The following is an 18,157-nucleotide window of genomic DNA, read 5'->3' as shown; positions in this document are numbered from 1 at the left end:
ATTTATTACATTAAATTATCTCGTTCACTTCTTTTATTCCTATCTAATATATCTCATCAGATATTAAATAATCATAAATGTCTTGGGCAACTGGAATGCCACTCTCTGCATAACGTTTTTTAACTTCTTCTTGAATCTCACCTGGATAATATACTTGATCAAAACCTTTAGCAGGTTCAATGTCATGCAATTCATCTACCATGTCAGAAACTTGTGTTAAAAACTGTGTTTCGTCACCAAAATATGCTGGGTTAATCACGATATGAAATTGTCCTAATCTACGATATCGGCTTAAATCTTCATACATTGAAGTGACATGCTTACCAAATGGCAATCCTAGTAAAGTGCCTGCTAGGATATCTACCATCATCATCAAACCATAACCTTTTGGTCCAGCTACAGGTAACAACGCAGCTACTTCGAATGGATCTGTTGTAGGCTCGCCTTGTTTGTCTACTGCCCAGGTATTCGGTATTGATTTATGTTTAGATCGTGCATCTAATATTTTACCCCATGCTTGCACTGTTGTTGCCATATCAAACAATATGGGTTCGCCATTTTTTCTTGGTGAGGCGAAAGCAATTGGATTCGTACCGAAATATGGTTCTGTACCACCAAAGGGCACAACCATTGGATCAGACTGACATACAGTTAATGCAACCATACCTTGTTTTGCAGCTTGTTCTGCAAAATAGCCGATTGCGCCACTGTGCCCCATTTCTTGGATACCTACCATACCTATCCCGCTGGATTTTGCTAATCCAATGGCTTCTTCCATAGCTTCATAAGCAACATAGTGACCTACAGCATTATCGCCGAAATATGTGCCTGCTGATGGACCAGTTTTAGTGAATTTTAAATCTGGGTCCAAGTTATAACCTTTTTTCGCAATACGTTCTGCATAATATTGCATTCGGACGGAACCATGTGAATGAATGCCTCTTTCATCCGCAAAAATCATCAAGTCCGCTGTTTTTTCAGCTTGCGCGTCAGGCAAACCTGCACGTGTTAGTTTCTCTTTGAATAATTGGCGCAGTTTACCACGTTCGACGTATACTAATGCTTCCTCTTCCATGACTAACAACCTTCCTTAAATTTCTATATCTCTATTTGCATCTTTGGAATAGATGTAAGCGAATGGTTCGTCTAAACCAATAGCATAAGTTGCTTGTGGTGCATAAGCGCCCATAAAGATGTAATCACCTTTATCAACTGGTTGCCATTCGTTATCTAAGTTGTACATGCCACGTCCACTTAATACGTAAGCACCATGTTCTTGAACGTGTGTTTCGATGTAGCCGTGTGAAGCACCTGGTTTAAATGATAAGATATGAATATTCATGTCATATGCTAATTCTTTTGGTAGTAAATCAAGAATCTTCACTTCTTCCATACCTTCATATGGTTCTTGAACCATATCATTGACGTTACCTGTTACAACTTCTGGTGTATAACCTTCTAATGGTTGATAACGTTTTTTGTATAAGAATACACGGCTGTCGTTGTTTTGGTTGCTGTTTTCAAATGTCATAACTTGATGAGATGGTACGTATAAATAACCACCTGCACTTAGTTCATATTTTTTATCGTCTGCATATGCATTGATATTTCCATATTCAACATAAATAAATGTTTGAACGCCGTCACCACCAAATCCTTGTCTGTTACCACCTTGATTTTTTAATGTTACTAGGTAATCTACGAAGCGCGCACCCAATCTTGGTGAACCTAAAATAGTTACGTCGCAATCTTCAAAACCAGGTACTACGTTATTTACTAAACCGTCTGGTGTAATAACTGCATAATTGTCCTTTTTAATTACTGAACGTGTTTCTAATAAACCTTCTCTATAACCTTGATTATGATTGATATAACCCATAAATAAAATGCTCCTTTTCTTTATCTGTATTAAAAATTTTTGTGCTTTTATCTATAAAAAGTTTGTTGAACCATGTTTATTTATATAGCTCAATGATGTTGTTCTAGTTGCTTATTCCCAAATATTATGCTTGATAAGCAAGTTGATATAATACTTGTTTTAACACTTCAATACCTTTAACTAAATCTTCAACATTCGTTTCTTCTTCAACGTTGTGACTCACACCATTAATTGATGGTACGAACAACATTGAAGTTGGTATATATTTAGCGAAAATTTGAGAATCGTGCCCAGCACCAGAAGACATTAATTTCCACTCTGATTCACCAACTACTGTTTCAGCAGCTTTTTGTATTTCATTAACTAATCTTTCATCCATAAGCGTTGGTGCTTCATCCATCCATAAGTCGATGTCATATTGAACGCCTTCTTCTTCAGATACATGTTTGATACATGTATCAATTTCTTCAGCAAACTGATTGAGTTCATCTTGGTTAATGTGACGACAATCGATTGAAAAAGTGACCTCTCCTGGCACTACGTTAACCGTATTAGGTACTGGATCTACGCGACCAAATGTAATAACTAATGGGTCACCTATTTCTCTTGCACGATCTGTTAATTGGTTAGCAATTTTACTAAATGCCACCACTGCATCTTGTCTCAAGCCCATCGGTGTAGTACCAGCATGGTTTGCTTCACCTTTTAAGTTAACTGTATAACGTTTTTGACCAACGATACCATTAACGACACCAATTGATTTTTTTTCATTTTCTAAGACTTTACCTTGTTCGATGTGGACTTCGATAAATGATTTAATATAGTTATAATCATTATCTTCTGTACGATAATCAAAACCAGATTCACGCATCGCATCTTTGAAAGCGACACCTTCGCCATCAGCAATTGCGTCTACGTCAGCTTTATCAGCTAAGTTGAAGAAGTTTTTACTTCCCCAGAAAGCGTATGGGAAACGGCTGCCTTCCTCTTCAGCTAACGCTAGTATTTCTAATGAACGTAATGGTTGTCCATATTCTGCTTTCAATGACTGCATAGCAACAACTGCTGCTAGCACACCGAATTGACCATCTAAATGGCCACCTTCAACTACTGTGTCAATATGTGAACCAGACATAATTGTTTCTTCAGGATATTTGCTACCTTCAATACGTCCTTTTAAGTTACCGACACTATCGAACTGTGTTTCAAATCCATCTTTTTCTAATGTTTCTTTTAATGCGTGAACCGCATTTGACCATTCTTTAGAATAAAGTAAGCGTGTAATCCCGCCACCAGTCAAACCGCCAAACGCAGTAAATTTTTTGTCTAGAGCCTCAAAAGAAGATCGGATGTCCATGTAATTCAACTCCTTTTTCATTTCATATACAATTATAAGCGTTTACATTACACTTATCATTCACAATTCTAACAATAATATGCTTTACTTTTATTCGATTTATACAAATACGCCTTATTTTTTATTTGAGATACTATATTTAGCAAAATATATCTAACAGGAGGTTAACCCATTTGACTCAAGTAGAAGCAACTTGTCAATCAAGCGATGGCTTTCAATTACCATATACCATAATAAAAACGAAAAGTAAAAACCCCAAAGGTGTGATTATATATTTCCATGGCGGCGGGCTCATATTTGGTCAACCAAATGACTTACCACAAGATTATATTGAAATTTTGACTGAATCCTATCATGTCGCGTTAGTATCTTATCGACTTGCTCCAGAAAGTAATATCAATACGATTATTGAAGATGCACTCAGCAATTATGATCATTTCAAATCGCTTTATCCTTCGTTACCTTTATTTACCTTTGGTCGCTCTGCTGGCGCTTATTTAGCAATGATGGTCGCACGTCATCGTAAAATAGATGGGATTATTGATTTTTATGGTTACGCTCGTATACATGTACCCTCATTTTTAAGACCAAATAAACAATACCAAGATTTATCTACTCAAATCACGCCTGCAATATTGAATCAACTTATACAAGCACACCCACTAACGTCAGGCCTATTACAAACAAGGTATCCTATTTATTTATATGTTCGTGGTCAAGCGAAATGGCTTGCTTATCTGGGAATTGAGTCCTCTACACATAGTGCTTACAATATCCCACCACAAGTATTGAAAAATTTCCCTCCTACCTTTATTGTACACTGTACAGGAGACCCTGATGTGCCTTATAGTGAAAGTGAACATGTGCATAAATTAGTTGCAAATAGTCATTTTGAAACTTTAAACCAAGATAATCATGATTTTGATCGTGAAGTTAGTTCAATGAGTAAAACATTATACAAACAAGCTGTACAATTTTTAAATCAAATTTAATAGATTAGCGAAGGGGACAAACGATGAACTTACAAAATGTAATAGAGAACTTCCAAACATTTAATAATTTTGCGCGAAATCCAAACAACGGCGGTATTAACCGAATTGCTTTCAGTCATCCTGAACGTGTTGCTGCGTTAAGATTTTCAATGCTGTGTCAAAAAGCGGGTCTCGATGTTTATTTTGATTTCTTTGGAAATGTTATTGCACGCCGAGAAGGTAAAAACCCTTCTCTAAAGCCAGTTGTTTTAGGATCACATATTGATACCGTAAAAGATGGTGGACAATACGACGGGCTACTCGGTGTGTTAGGTGCTCTTGAAGTGGTCGAACATTTAAATGAACATCATATCGAAACAGACCATCCTATTATTATTATCGCTTTTGCTTGTGAGGAATCTACACGTTTCAACGAAGCGACATTAGGTAGCAAATATCTTACTGGTAAGATGACCAAAGAAGATATGAAATCGATTAAAGATAATGATGGTCATGTACTCTATGACATTGTGGCCCTTTAGCACAAGATATGCACGGCAAAGCGGCTCTATTTGAAAGAAATAAAATTAAAGCATTTTTAGAGTTGCATATTGAACAAGGTCCTATTCTTGAAAATAATCAAAAAGATATTGGGATTGTAACGGATATTGCTGCACCACATCGCTTCAAATTAAAAATTCAAGGCGTTACAAGTCACTCAGGTTCAACGCCTATGCCAATGCGGACCGATGCTCTAACTACCGCCTCCGAAATCATTTTAAAAATCGAAGCTTTAGGTCGGGCATATCATGATAAAGGAATCGTGACAACGGTAGGATATGCAAGCGTTTATCCAAATACAATGAATGCTATCCCTGGTGAGGTTACACTGCTTATCGACATACGTGGTAAAGACGAAGGTGTTCGCGAAACCGTCGTCAAAGAAATGCAACAGCATATCGATACGATTACAAATCACCGACAAACAAGCTATGACTTAGAAGATTTAGGACAAGACCAACCACGTCGTTTTAATCAAACCATTGCAAAGATTTCTGAACAAAGTTGTAACACATTGGGATATCATTATCGTTATATGTACAGTGGTGCTGGCCATGATGCAATGAATTTCGCACCAATTTGTCCAACAAGTATGATATTTATTCCTTGTAAAAATGGCATCAGTCATTCTCCAAAAGAATCTGTAACAGATAAAGAAATTGAAAAAGGTATTAATGTCCTGATTGAAACGACAATTGAATTAGCTAAAATCGATACCAGATACCACATTAGAAGCATAAAGACGTTTAATTTTACAATTGAAGTCAATAGCAAACGATACGAGTGACCTCTAACACCGATCATCTGAGGTAGCTCGTATTTTAAATTATTTGAATATAGATATATTATGATTGAAAAAAGTGCCAAGCTGTATAGGGCACACATCACTCTAAAACACATAATAAAGGTTGAATTATAATGACAAAAATATGTTTTATCAGACACGGCGAAACAGATTGGAATATTGCTGGCAAATTACAAGGTCGTACTGACATCCCACTAAATGAATCGGGTATATTACAAGCACAAGCATGTGGCGAGTGCTTAACCCCAAATGAATGGGATCTTATTATTACAAGTCCCTTACTAAGAGCCAAAGAAACCGGTCAAATTATCCAGCAAAAATTAGATATTCCACTTTATGAAATGGCTTCTTTTATAGAAGTTGCCTTTGGTGACGCAGAAGGTCTTACGCAACACGAACGCGCCTTACAATTTCCTGATCGCAATTATCCAAACAAAGAAACTGAGTCAATGATTACGGACCGTTTTTTAAACGGTATGCGTACTGTGCATGAAGACCACGCTAATCAAAATATTTTAATCATTTCTCACGGCGCTTTTATCAAAGCAATTTTTCATTACTTTTCAAATGGAAAAATAAGCCCAGGGATAACTAAACTCATAAACGGTAGTTTCAGTACGTTAGAAATAAATAATAATCAAACCAATATTCTAGATTATAATATCGTTGACCATTTACCGACGCAACACCCAAATAGCTAACACAGGCGTTTATCCATAAAATTACCATACCTTACATACATGTTTAACCTACCTTAAAAGTGAAGCACGACGTTTCACTTGGTAGTAACGCTGTATGCGAGATTTGGTACTTTTTAGATTAAATCTTAAAATTTACTTATAATTTTTAAAGAAATCTGTAGTTAATGACTTTACTTTTGGCGATAACATAAGTACGGCTATGACGTTTGGGATCAGTACAACAGCAAGCGCCAAGTCAAGCAAGTCCCACAATTGTTGTGCTGCGCCTAATGCTCCTACAATCATAGAGAGCACGTATATCCCCTTCATAATCCACCCAGCTGTGAGCCCAAATAAGAATTCCGCCATTCTTGATCCATAAAAAATGACAACAATAACAGTTGAGAATACGAAGAACATCATTGAAATAGACACCATCATGCTACCAAATTCACCAAATGAATTTTCAAACGCTCTTGCGGTTAGTGCTGCAGACTGCGCTTTGGCATCGTTCGCTTTCCAAACCCCTGAAACCAAAACCACAAATGCAGTTGTACTACAAATGAGTAAAGTGTCCACGACTATTTCACTAATCCCCCAAAATGCTTGTCGAACCGGATGGTCTGTTTTAGCGGCCGCATGGGCAATCGATGATGTGCCAAGCCCTGCTTCATTAGAATAAATACCTCGGGCGAATCCCCAGCGAATTGTAGTCGCTAACGCCGCACCAAATGTTCCTCCTACAGCAGCCGTTGGGTTAAATGCCTGTTCTACGACTAATAAAATAACATTAGGCACGTGACCAATGTTCATCAAAATGATTAAAAATCCAAAAAAACAATAAAGCCCGACCATAATTGGCACAATTTTTTCAGCGAAAGAAGCGATACGTTTCACACCGCCAAATACTACTAAGGCTGCAAGTATTGCTAATACAACGCCTGAAACACCCATATGTATATTGAAAGTGTCATGCATTGTACTCGCTGCAGAATGGCCTTGAACCATGATACTTGGAACAATTTCAATCATTAATGCAAATGCAAATACTAGAGAAAATATCGCACCTAGCTTCTTATTTTTAAATCCCTTTTTCATATAATAGGTTGGCCCACCTACAAACTCACCCTTTTTATTTTTTTCACGATAATGTACCCCTAAGACATTCTCACTAAATTTTAAAGCCATACCTAAAAAAGCAATAACCATCATCCAAAAAACTGCGCCAGGGCCTCCCATCATAATTGCAGTAGGCACCCCTACAATATTGGCTGCACCTACAGTAGAAGATAAGGCCGAAGTTAATGCTTGGCGAGGCGTGATGGTCCCCTCCCCTTTAGGTTTTTGATTAACGCTACCAAATGTTTGCTTTAACATATAAAAAAAATGTCGAAATTGAAGAAATTTTAAATTAATGGTTAAAAACACACTCGCAAATAAAAGCAATAAAACGAGTGGATACCCCCAAAGCCAATCCGAAAATGACACTAATTTTTCCAATGATTACAGCCCCTTTAATTCTAATTATCTTATGCTTTTAGTTATTTTATATACTTGTGTTGTTTCGATAAATTTAAGTACACACTACTTATTATCAAGTGTTCAAATGTTCTATTATAAAACTATAATATGTCATGTTATTCCCTAGAGCTAAGTAATCAAACTAACTTCACACTTTATGAAAATAGAAAAATCCCTTTCAAAGCGAAAAACTTTGAAAGGGATTCAAATTTATTATTTTAAAATTTATGGTAAGTCAAATGATACTTAGATAAAACGTCCAATACGTTTATCTGAAATACCCGCTTCTTTGCTATAAATTGCTTGACCTCTTAAAATAGTTTGTGTAACTTGAGCACCAATTTCACGGCCGATATACGGGCTCATTTTGTTACGGTAAGCTAAGTCTTCAGCTTGTAACGTATATGATGCATTAGGTTTAATGAATACGAAGTCAGCATCTTTACCTACTGCAATGCTTCCTTTTGTATCTAAACCAAAACGTTTTGCAGGTGCTGTTGCGATAATATCAGCAAATTTTTGTAATGACATTTGACGTTTTTGGACACCTTCGTCAAATAAGATGTCTACGTTATTTTGTAATCCAGCAATACCGCCCCATGCTTCAAATGCATTGTCAGTATCTTTTAAATCTGGTGTACATGGTGAATGGTCAGAAGTTACAAAGCTAATATCACCATTTAATACACGGTTCCACATACCTTCTAAACGTGATTGTTCACGGATTGGTGGAGAACATTTAACAACTGGACCAATTTCATCTAATTCTTCTTTGTAGAAATATAAATAATGTGTACATGTCTCACAAGTGATGTCTACACCTTCTTGTTGTGCTTTAATAATTTCGTCTACGCCTTCTTCACAAGCAACATGTACGATATGCACACGACAACCTGTTTCTTTAGCAAATAAGATAATTTTACGAATAGGTTCAACTTCTGTAAATACTGGGCGACTATCTACATAAGCACTTAATGTAGTTTCACCATTTGCTTTGGCAATTTCACCTAAGCGATCAGTGATTGTAGCATTTTCAGAATGGATTGATAAGATTTTTCCAGTCTTAGCAATTTGTTTCATACCTTCGTATAATGAATAATCGTCAACATTTTCAAAGTCGCCTTCAATAGAACGATCGCCACAAGTAGCTAAGAATGCTTTATAAGCAACTACACCAGCTTCATCTAGTTCTTGAATACCGCCGTTTAAGTTATACGGCACGAGACCACCATAGCTTGCAACATCAACTAATAATTCATCTTTACCTGCATCAAATTTAGCTTGGATAGATGCTTTGTCTGTTGTAGCTGGAACTTGGTTTAATGGCATTTCAACAAATGAAGTTACGCCACCTTTAGCAGCTGCGTTTGTTCCTGTCACATAACCTTCCCATCCATCACGGTATCCACCGCCTGGTTCAGTAATATGCACATGTGCGTCTACCATGCCAGGTGAAACGATTTGATTTTGTGCGTCGATGACTTGTTCAGCTTCTCCTAATTCTTGTCCAATAGCAGCAATTTTACCGTCTTTAACGCCGACTTCAACTTGTTGCTCCCCATCTTCTAAAATGACCAAGCCATTTTTAATAATTAAATCATATTTCATTATAATCTACTCCTCTTTTTTTTCTCTTATCTGCGTGGAATACATAATGTAAAATTAAGTAAACACCACCGGCTATGATAAAGCCTATAAACCATGAAAAGTCTGATATCACAGTAAATGCTGGTAAGAAGCCTAGTAATGAAACAACTACACCAACAACCGTTCCGATGTACGCAGAAACATTAATACGTGGTATGTCGTGGTTTTTATCTTTCAAATCAAAATACAACTTATCTATATCAATGTGACATTTAGACACAATATAGAAATGCACAATCATAACACCTGCTACTGGACCTAGTATAGCACCAATCGCATTTAGGAATAAGAAAATACTGTCTTCTTCTTCCATCATCTTCCATGGCATAATTACAACACTCAAGACTGAGGCGATAACTACACCACGGCGATAGTTGATCCATTTTGGTAAAAGTGCGCTGAGTTGATATGCTGCCGGGATGATATTACTTGTCGCATTAGTTGAAATAGTAGTCATCAATAATACGCCAGTTGATATCAGAATGGCCCAGAAGTTATCCCATTCATTAATAATCGTTAATATATTCCATTCTTGATGACCTAGATAAATTGAGCCACCAATAATGATGAACACACTCGCAATTGCAAATAAAATATGTGCAACTACGATACCTGAGATTTGCCCAACAACTTGTGTCTTAGTAGATTTTGCGTTTTGGGTAAAGTCAGACACGCTTGAACCAGGGCCTGCCCATACACCTAATAATGAGTTGAAAATTAAAATAAATGATAAAATTGCTGGGTAAATAATACCACTTGATTTTGTAGAAATTTCATAATCTAAAATATTGCCAACGCCACCTGCAGCCATAACACCCCAGATAGCCATACCACCAAATACAATGTAAATGAGTGGATTTAAAATAGCAGTGAATTTATTTAAAATATCCCCACCGCCAAAGCCAATTGCGAAACTAATAGCCCAAAATATTAGAAATGCGATAAGTCCTGGAACAGAGATACCAAGGATTGATATACCTTGTCCAATATCAGCAAAGCCTGGGAATATTTTATTTAATAGAATTAATAGTGCTTGTGATCCAGCAAACGTTTGCAAACCAAACCAAGCGATACCCGCTACAACACCACGTAAGATACCAGGTAACTTAGCGCCTACATCACCGTATGTATGACGTAATTGCATAGCAAAAGGGATGCCGTATTTTGAACCCGCATAGCCGTTCCCAACCAGTAATAAAGCAATAACAAATGAACTCAATATTAATGCAAATATGACTTGTAATGGTGACAATCCTAGTAATAAGAATCCCCCAACAGCAGTGTAGTTAGGTATATTATGAACAGCCCCCATCCATAGTGTAAAAAAGTTAAATGCGGAGTTATTTCTTTGTGCTGATGTCTTTGGCATTATGTCTTCATTATAACCGCGTTCTTTGAAAACCGATTCTGTTAATGCCGCATCATTCGCCTGTCTTCCCATTCTCTTTATATCTCCTTTGCTTTAATAAGCTAATAACTAGATGTATAATCTTCAGTTATAAGTGTAGTATGAATGTAAGCGTTTTTCTTTGTTAGTAATGACATTTCTATTTGATAAAATTATAGGAATCGAACAAAATATGTGTATAATTAATTTTATAAATTATATTTTTTGAACATTTTGAACAATCATTATCACAAATCGACAAAATTCTTTGCTATAGATAGATTGAATCATTATATATATTTATACACATTAGCATGCGTTATGTTAGTGTTAATTCGAAACGGAGGACATTATGATGACTACCCTAAATGAAATTTTATCCGTTCCCCAATTTAAAGGTTTAAAATTAATCAATAACAACGGAGATTTATCAGCAGAAGTAACCAATTTAGACATCACTGAAAATAATGATATCAAACATTTCACATCGAGTAATTCTTTTATTCTAACGACAGGCGTATTATTTCAAGATAATCAGGATAACTTAAAAAAATTAATTAAAGACTTAAATGATATCCACACAGCTGGATTAGGTATTAAAGTTTCAAGATTTTTACATGAAATCAATCAAGATGTCATAGATTTCGCTGATTCAATCGAGTTTCCATTAATTGAAATTCCTGAAAGTTGGAATCTAGGTGAAATCACGCATGAAATTTCTTCATTTATATCAGATTCTGAAACAGGTAAACTGAATTATGCTTTACAGGTACAACAAGAATTAAATCAATTATTAATCAAGGGCTTTAGTATCGATACAATGATCGATCGCATGAGTAAATTACTTGGCGTACCGATTATTTTATTTGATCCTTTCAAAGCGCCTGAAGCGTATAGCCGTCATTATAGACAAGGCAATGCTTTAATGACTGAACATATCAAATATTTCATGAACCACTACCAAGATGCACTCACATATGACAAGAACAATTTAGTCTTCGAAAATAGAGATCATGTCATTTTTAAAGTATTAGGTTACACTTATTTCCCATATTATTTAATGGTTTCTCAAGTTAATAAATTATCTTATCCATTTAGTTTATTAACCATCGAACAAGTTGTCAGTGTGTTGAGTTTTGCTTTGTACAAAAATACAAAGATTCAAGAAGCGGAAGAAAATGATATCAATCGATTTTTCGAATCATTAGTCAATAATCAAAATGATCAAACGCTTTCTATTAAAAAGCATTCTGAATTATTAAGACAGTACTATATTTATCCTTCTGATTATTATCAAATTATCATTTGTGGTATAGATGAAAAAAATAATTTAGAAAATAGCTACTATTTGAATGAACGTCATCACCTCACCTTCCTTTGGTTAAAGCATAAATTAACGGATATCGATTCTTATATTAGTGTTTATAAATTACCTAGTAATGATCGGTTTGCGGTATTATTACAAAATCGCCATGAATATTACTATGAATACCTTAAAAAAATCCAAAAAAGTTACAGTGAATATTTTGACGATAGCATTTCATTTGGTATCGGAAATGAAGTGACAGAATTTTCACAGTTGCCTTCTTCATTTTTCGAAGCTAACGAAGCCTTTGAAAATGAATTACCTAGCGGCACAAAAGCATTTATCTCACAATATCATTCCAAAGATATTCAAGAGCTACTACAATTGATTCCACAAGAAAAGTTATTACCATTCGTTAAACATACGCTTGGACCGTTGAGTTATCCAAAAACAAAGAAAGATGTGGAATTAAAACAAACGCTAAAAGTTTATATGGATAATCAGTGTGATATTACGAAAACAGCAGATAAAATATTTATTCACAGAAATACTGTAAAATATAGAATTAATAAATGTAGTAATATGATTGGTACTAATATTGAAGATCCTGTCCATTCATTAAATATACGTATCGCGTTATATGTATCAGAAATGATTCACTTTGATTAACGTTTCAACATAATGAAGACGAACTAGAAACTGACACGGTTTCAATATATTGTAACGCAAGCAGAGCATAACAGAAGCCACACAGGTTCAAAAAGCGTATGTTGTATCAATTAGGTAAAGTTACGCTTAGATAAAATGACACAGCCGCTTTAGCGCTTATAAAGCGATCAGAGACCCAAACGGGTCTCTTTTTTTATATAAAAAACGTCCAAGTTAAATAATTGGAAAACTAAACTCACACATAAGTGCAATTCTCTCAATAAATTAAAAAGCGGCTTTTTAACCTATTTGAAAACAAGATATGGAGTGATGGCTTGGCACGATCCCCTAAACAAACACGCCGTAAAAGCTTCATTTGTAACTTATCTACTTCATTATTTATATATTGACGCATCTTGTTTAAGTAAATTTTTCTATCTCTTCCAACGTAACTATTTTATTATTCATAATATAAAAAAGACAACAGATTCCGACCTATTTTATTTGCATATTATTTTCGTAAAAATAATTTTAAAAAAACATTAGTTTTTTAAACCGAATGGTTTGCTTTGCTAACTTAAAGTGATTAAAATTTATCGATGGGATGTTATAAAAAGGAGATGTATTTATAATGTCGGAGAATGTTATATCTAACAAAAAGAGAAATACCATTATATTAGTTATGCTCAGCAGTGCCTTTGTAGCAATGTTAAACCAAACATTACTTAACACGGCATTGCCAGCCATTATCACGGGATTAAAGATAACTGATACCACTGCTCAATGGTTAATAACAGGATTTATGTTAGTTAATGGTATTATGATTCCATTAACAGCCTTTCTAATGGATCGTTTCCACACGAGACCACTCTATATCTTTTCTATGAGTGCATTCCTAGTCGGTTCTATCATAGCAGCACTGTCGCCTACATTTGCATTACTTATGTTTGCACGTGTAATCCAAGCTATTGGTGCAGGTATACTATTACCACTCATGCAGTTCACTGTATTCACGCTATTTCCAGCTGAAAAACGTGGATTTGCAATGGGACTAACTGGTATCGTCGCTCAATCAGCACCCGCAATCGGTCCGACTTTAACTGGTTTCCTAATCGATACATTTAGTTGGAGAGCACCATTTATAGTAGTAGCGCTCATTGCTATCATTGCATTCATTGTAGGTGCAATTTTTGTGGAAAGTAACAACGAAACAAAACATACACAGTTGGATAAAACTTCTGTTGTGTATTCAACACTCGGTTTCGGTTTAATGCTTTACGGCTTTAGTAGTGCAGGAAATTTAGGATTTTCATCACCAATCGTGATTATCTCACTTATCGTAGGTATCCTAATTGTTGCAGTTTTCGTCACAAGACAAATTAGAATTGATAATCCACTATTAAATATGCGCGTATTTGCAAACCGTACATTTTCACTATCATCATTTGCTTCAATGGTGTTATTTATTGGTATTGTTGGTCCAGCGTTATTAATTCCAATCTATGTACAATCTGGACTCGGACTCTCTGCAATACTCTCAGGACTCGTTATTTTACCTGGCGCAGTAGTCAACGCCTTTATGTCGGTTTACACAGGTAAAATATATGATAAATATGGACTAAAAGTATTAGCCATCCCTGGTTTTATACTGTTAATTATTATGACGATACTCCATTGTTTCTTAACTTCAGAAACACCTTATTGGTACATTATTGTCATTTATGCGGTGCGTATGTTTGCTGTAGCACTCATTATTATGCCACTTAATACAATTGGCATTAATGCACTAGAAAGTAAGAATATTTCGCACGGCACTGCTATTATGAATTCTTTAAGAATTATTGCAGGCGCGATAGGTACTGCCATTATGATTACCATTATGGCGATTGTCCGTACTAATTATTCACCTAGCCCAGGTCAGACAAAAACTGATATTGCTCAACAAGCGACTGTACTAGGTGTTGATGCAGCATTTGCATTCACTACGATATTATTAATCATCGGCTTTATTTTAACGTTACTTATAAAAACAAAAAATAAAGCAGAAAATACACGTGAAATATAATATTAAAGGATTTATAACAAAATAATAAAAACGAAGGACGCAATCCATAGAAAAAGAAAATTTCAAAAATTGTATTCTTGTAAAAATAGAACCGACGAAAAGGACTAAGCATTGATTTAACAGTGTTTAGTCCTTTTTCAATTTGCTTGATTACATTTATAATTCAAAACTTTCTAAAAATCTTTCTAAGCGTGACTTAAACCCAAAATATAGAGCGACAACTACATATTCAAACTACTTGATATATTAATTTCTCTTTCCAATATTTATAAAAATAGTTATTCGTATAGTGAATAACTAGAAATAAACAATAAGTATTTGTTATAACTAAAAATCAATTTTACACTATAATTAATTATTAAATTAGGAGCGTATCGATTTGAAAAATAACAAATTCATTATATTCATCCTAACAATAGGTGTTTTTGGTATATTAAATACTGAGATGGGTTTTATCGGTTTAATACCCGAAATTGCTAGACAGTTTGATGTTACTACCTCTACTGCAGGTTGGTTAGTTTCAATATTTGCAATAGGTATTGCCATATCCGGCCCGATCATGCCATTGCTATTATCTAAAGTAGAACGCAAAAAAGTCATGATTATTGTATTAGTTATATTCGTTATCAGTAACTTAGTTTCTGTGTTTACAACGAGCTTTGCTGTTTTATTAATCGTAAGAATTATACCGGCGATTTTCCATCCCGTTTATATCTCACTCGCTTTTTCAGTAGCTTCTGATTCTGTTAAACCGGAAAACGCACCAAAAGCAGTAGCCCGTGTATTCATCGGCGTTTCAGCAGGTATGGTTGTAGGGGTGCCGATTGTTAACTTTTTAGCAACACAATTCAACCTACAAATTGCGCTATTATTCTTTGCTATTGTTAATATTGCTGTACTTGTTTTAACACTTATTTATGTTCCAAAAATGCCTGCTAAAGCATCAATCACTTATGGTACACAATTACGTGTTTTAAAACGTCCATTAACATGGATTTCCATACTAGTATCCACGCTTTTTAACGCTGCTGTATTTGGCGTTTATAGTTACTTTACAGACTTTTTAAATATCGTAACGCAAGCACCAGGTGATTTTGTTTCAATTATATTATTCCTTTATGGTGCATCCAATATAATCGGTAATATCATTGCTGGTAAATTACTTTCAAGTATACCTAAAAAAGCAATACTAGCATTACCTTTTGCACTTATCGTCATTTATCTTATTATGTTTGGTTTAGGTTCGTTCTTAATACCAATGATGATTATTTCGATTGCTTGGGGAACACTGGCCGGTATCTCTGCTAACGTTACCCAATACGTGGTTACTTCGTCCGCACCTGATGCGCCTGATTTGTCTAACGGTATCTATTTATCTGCTGTCAACTTTGGTACTACTGTAGGTACTTTTATAGGTGGTTTATTTATTACAGGATTAGGATCAAATTATGTATTAATAATTGGTATTTTAGCCAGTATAATCAATGTTATATTCATTATTATTAGAAACAAAAAAATAGATGCGAACCAGAAATCACAACTCACAAGCTGATTTCATATCTTCGCACCCATAAAGGTGACTTATTACGAAGTGTTCCGTAATATAGTCATCTTTTTCTTTATAGTTCAAATCATGATAATGTGCCTAAAAGTTAATTTAAGACACATAAAAAAAGACGAGCGGTGCCCGTCTTTTTTATGCGTTATTATAATTTGATAACGTTAGCTGCTTGAGGTCCGCGGTCGCCTTCAACGATTTCGAATTCAACAGCTTGTCCTTCTTCTAATGATTTGTAGCCGTCTTGGTTGATTGCTGAGAAGTGTACGAATACGTCGTTTCCACCTTCAACTTCGATAAAACCAAAACCTTTTTCTGAGTTAAACCATTTAACTGTACCGTTATTCATAATAAAAATCCTCCATGTGCTTTTGCACGAATATTTGTAATCTGTCTAAAAAATCAAAAGGAGTAAATTCAAAAGAATAAAACTACAAATCAATTTCACGAACTAAATTACTTAATTCCTATTATAACGAATACTCTAGCTTTTGTATACCCTTATTTGTAAATAGGTAAGTTTTGCACTTGTTTTTTTATTAAAACAATAAGTTGATAATGATATATTCACTTTCATAACCAAAAGAGGAATGACAAAATTGTTATATGAAATGCTTATTTTGTTACTTCAAATTATAGAAAAATAAGAAAATAAATTTTACATTATAATTAACCACTTTTTAGGAGGTAATAGATATGAATAAACCTTTAAAAACACTGATGAGTATTATTATTATAATTGTAATTATCTTTGTTGGCCTTTTTGTTTGGAAAGTTTACGCAGAGAAAAATTCAGATAATGCCAGTGTAGTAGATTTCGCAAAATTAAATCCACTGATTCAAAACGAGGATTATTATGTAAAAACGCAAAAACCATCTAAAGTTACGCATAGAAAAATGGACGATGGAGAAAGAATAACCACATATAATTATAAACAGAATGGATATAATACAAAAGGCAATAAACAATCAATGGATTTCAATTCTTTTGATGACAGACCATTAAAAACCAATCATTACTTGAAGTTAGAAGCTAAACTTGGCCACGTACAAAGTTATGAAGAAATCCCTAAACACGACGTGCCTAAAAAGGCACTTAATAAACTCCAGCAGTGATGTCACAAACCTTGCTGTATTCTAAATTTAAAAACAACTTATTGTTTTCTTTCCACTCAATCAGATTAACATCAATATTTTATGCATAAAATAACCCCCACGCTAATATTAATAGTGTGGGGTTATTTTTATGTTTCCATCTTTTATGTGTTCATTCTCTTAACAATTTCATGTTTAATAATCATCAATGCTTGGCTATACTTTGAACTTGTATTTTCCTGTGTGTTAATAATCAACACGTCTACTAATTCATCATTGCCCATTTGCGTTAATTCTTCACGAAATTGATCGATATTCTCCACCAATTTTTTGTGACCTGCTTGATGCTTATCGATAACATAATACTGATCAGCGCCAAGTCCGCCTTCTTCTATCATTTTAGAAATTTCGTCTGAGCGAATTTCATCTGTTCTGTCTATTTTAATCTCTTTATTATAAGCATTAACCATTGTTATACCCCCCGTCAATTGTTACATCACTTTTAATCTTTATTGGTCATTCTATACATTTATATTTTAGATGGCTCCAGTAAAATACAAACCTATCTCACCAAATATAAAAGTTACATATTACAATTTTACCCCAAATTTAAGATTTAAACGTTATGCTCACTAATTTAATTTTTTAATTTAAATATCAGTAATCAAAAAGAGCGG

Annotated in this window: 16 protein-coding genes; 8 read left to right on the top strand and 8 right to left on the bottom strand. The window is 34.7% G+C overall.

All coding sequences use genetic code 11. The features are described 5' to 3' along the window. Positions 1-43 precede the first annotated feature (43 nt). From allD to allC, 3 genes are all read right to left on the bottom strand, one after another. The gene (allD, locus tag KA894_RS03945; protein ID WP_119488059.1) at positions 44-1,075 is read right to left on the bottom strand and encodes an ureidoglycolate dehydrogenase; all 1,032 of its coding nucleotides are present in this window, start codon (positions 1,073-1,075) and stop codon (positions 44-46) included. Between the two features lie 15 nt (positions 1,076-1,090). Further along, positions 1,091-1,879, bottom strand: a complete 789-nt coding sequence (allE, locus tag KA894_RS03940) for a (S)-ureidoglycine aminohydrolase (RefSeq protein ID WP_103372530.1) — start codon at positions 1,877-1,879, stop codon at positions 1,091-1,093. 124 nt (positions 1,880-2,003) lie between these two features. Continuing rightward, positions 2,004-3,236, bottom strand: a complete 1,233-nt coding sequence (gene allC, locus KA894_RS03935; protein ID WP_096811011.1) for an allantoate deiminase — start codon at positions 3,234-3,236, stop codon at positions 2,004-2,006. Between the two features lie 173 nt (positions 3,237-3,409). Here allC and KA894_RS03930 point away from each other — a divergent pair, with 173 nt between their 5' ends. The 4 genes from KA894_RS03930 (at position 3,410) to KA894_RS03920 (ending at position 6,274) form a co-directional block, all read left to right on the top strand. Further along, positions 3,410-4,228, top strand: coding sequence for an alpha/beta hydrolase (locus KA894_RS03930; protein WP_096811012.1), 819 nt, complete (start codon positions 3,410-3,412; stop codon positions 4,226-4,228). 23 nt (positions 4,229-4,251) lie between these two features. Continuing rightward, entirely contained in the window at positions 4,252-4,749 is a 498-nt protein-coding gene (locus KA894_RS14645; protein WP_245337190.1) for a M20/M25/M40 family metallo-hydrolase, read from the top strand. Between the two features lie 8 nt (positions 4,750-4,757). Continuing rightward, positions 4,758-5,555 (top strand): hydantoinase/carbamoylase family amidase, encoded by a 798-nt coding sequence (locus tag KA894_RS14640; protein ID WP_245337189.1) that lies wholly within the window; start codon positions 4,758-4,760, stop codon positions 5,553-5,555. Positions 5,556-5,686: 131 nt separating this feature from the next. Further along, positions 5,687-6,274, top strand: a complete 588-nt coding sequence (locus KA894_RS03920; protein ID WP_096811014.1) for a histidine phosphatase family protein — start codon at positions 5,687-5,689, stop codon at positions 6,272-6,274. Between the two features lie 132 nt (positions 6,275-6,406). On the opposite strand, the gene KA894_RS03915 is transcribed toward KA894_RS03920, so the two are convergent. The 3 genes from KA894_RS03915 to allW form a co-directional block, all read right to left on the bottom strand. Continuing rightward, the gene (locus KA894_RS03915) at positions 6,407-7,753 is read right to left on the bottom strand and encodes an alanine/glycine:cation symporter family protein (protein ID WP_096811015.1); all 1,347 of its coding nucleotides are present in this window, start codon (positions 7,751-7,753) and stop codon (positions 6,407-6,409) included. Positions 7,754-8,020: 267 nt separating this feature from the next. After that, the gene (allB, locus tag KA894_RS03910) at positions 8,021-9,382 is read right to left on the bottom strand and encodes an allantoinase AllB (protein WP_107643826.1); all 1,362 of its coding nucleotides are present in this window, start codon (positions 9,380-9,382) and stop codon (positions 8,021-8,023) included. Next, positions 9,372-10,862, bottom strand: a complete 1,491-nt coding sequence (allW, locus tag KA894_RS03905) for an allantoin permease (RefSeq protein WP_119488060.1) — start codon at positions 10,860-10,862, stop codon at positions 9,372-9,374. Before allW ends, allB begins: the two co-directional genes overlap by 11 nt. 301 nt (positions 10,863-11,163) lie before the next feature. Here allW and KA894_RS03900 point away from each other — a divergent pair, with 301 nt between their 5' ends. The 3 genes from KA894_RS03900 to KA894_RS03890 all read left to right on the top strand — a co-directional run bounded on the left by KA894_RS03900 (position 11,164) and on the right by KA894_RS03890 (position 16,379). After that, positions 11,164-12,783: a PucR family transcriptional regulator gene (locus KA894_RS03900; protein ID WP_096811018.1), complete on the top strand. Its 1,620-nt coding sequence runs from the start codon at positions 11,164-11,166 to the stop codon at positions 12,781-12,783. Between the two features lie 610 nt (positions 12,784-13,393). Beyond that, entirely contained in the window at positions 13,394-14,827 is a 1,434-nt protein-coding gene (locus KA894_RS03895; RefSeq protein WP_096823958.1) for an MDR family MFS transporter, read from the top strand. 379 nt (positions 14,828-15,206) lie between these two features. Next, on the top strand, positions 15,207-16,379 hold the full coding sequence (locus KA894_RS03890; RefSeq protein ID WP_119488058.1) for an MFS transporter: 1,173 nt from the start codon (positions 15,207-15,209) through the stop codon (positions 16,377-16,379). A 154-nt stretch (positions 16,380-16,533) separates the two neighbouring features. Here KA894_RS03890 and cspD read toward each other — a convergent pair whose 3' ends face one another. Beyond that, the gene (gene cspD / locus KA894_RS03885) at positions 16,534-16,734 is read right to left on the bottom strand and encodes a cold-shock protein CspD (RefSeq protein ID WP_019469926.1); all 201 of its coding nucleotides are present in this window, start codon (positions 16,732-16,734) and stop codon (positions 16,534-16,536) included. Positions 16,735-17,081: 347 nt separating this feature from the next. Here cspD and KA894_RS03880 point away from each other — a divergent pair, with 347 nt between their 5' ends. After that, the gene (locus KA894_RS03880) at positions 17,082-17,501 is read left to right on the top strand and encodes a YxeA family protein (protein WP_103372917.1); all 420 of its coding nucleotides are present in this window, start codon (positions 17,082-17,084) and stop codon (positions 17,499-17,501) included. Positions 17,502-17,644: 143 nt separating this feature from the next. On the opposite strand, the gene KA894_RS03875 is transcribed toward KA894_RS03880, so the two are convergent. Continuing rightward, positions 17,645-17,950: a hypothetical protein gene (locus KA894_RS03875; protein ID WP_096811022.1), complete on the bottom strand. Its 306-nt coding sequence runs from the start codon at positions 17,948-17,950 to the stop codon at positions 17,645-17,647. Between the last annotated feature and the right edge of the window lie 207 nt (positions 17,951-18,157).

The sequence above is a fragment of the Staphylococcus sp. GDY8P131P genome (assembly GCF_017891975.1).
Lineage (GTDB): Bacteria > Bacillota > Bacilli > Staphylococcales > Staphylococcaceae > Staphylococcus > Staphylococcus nepalensis.
This window is presented reverse-complemented; position numbering and strand designations above follow the sequence as displayed.